The sequence below is a fragment of the Dyadobacter sp. UC 10 genome (genome assembly GCF_008369915.1).
In the GTDB taxonomy this organism is placed as follows: domain Bacteria; phylum Bacteroidota; class Bacteroidia; order Cytophagales; family Spirosomataceae; genus Dyadobacter.
The window spans coordinates 1-550 of the sequence record NZ_VSRN01000009.1; the positions used below are offsets into that span (position 1 = coordinate 1).

Below are 550 nucleotides of genomic sequence, written 5' to 3' on the forward strand. Positions count from 1 at the left end.
TCGCGGAACTGCGCGCCGATGCTCGGGAACCGCGCGAGGAATTCGTCGAACTCCTGCTGCGCGGGGATATCCGTTTTCGGGTAGACGCGCGGGTCGAGCTGCAGGCCGACGCTCACCAGGTTGTTGGTCGACCGCGCGTGGTTGTTGAACGGAATCACCCAGAGCCAGCCGCCCTCGAACATGTGGTGCAAGGTCCCTTCGTGCCAGCGCCAGCGCTGCCCCTTGACCTTGAAGATGTCGTCGAACGGCTTGACCCCGAGCATGTGCGTGTAGAGGCTGCGCGAGTGCGTCTTGAAACGGCACGGTTCTTCGCGGAGGTTGAACTTGGTCGCGAGCGGCGCGCGGGGCCCCCCGCAGTCGATCATGTACCGGCCCGTGAACCGTTCGCCCTGGGCGGTGGCTACCGCGACGCCGTCCTTGTCGGCGTGGTAGTCGGTCACGCTCGTCTTCTGGCGGACCGTGCAGCCGTATTTGATGGCGGCCTGCAGCAGGTAGGCGTCGACGTCCTGCCGGTAATAATGGCTCTCCGGTCCCCACGGCAGCTCCGGAA

Annotated in this window: 1 protein-coding gene; it reads right to left on the reverse strand. The window is 65.6% G+C overall.

The window, feature by feature from the left end:
• Positions 1-550, reverse strand: a 550-nt coding sequence (locus FXO21_RS28595) for an NAD(P)/FAD-dependent oxidoreductase (protein WP_192579382.1), incomplete at both ends; no start/stop codon positions are given.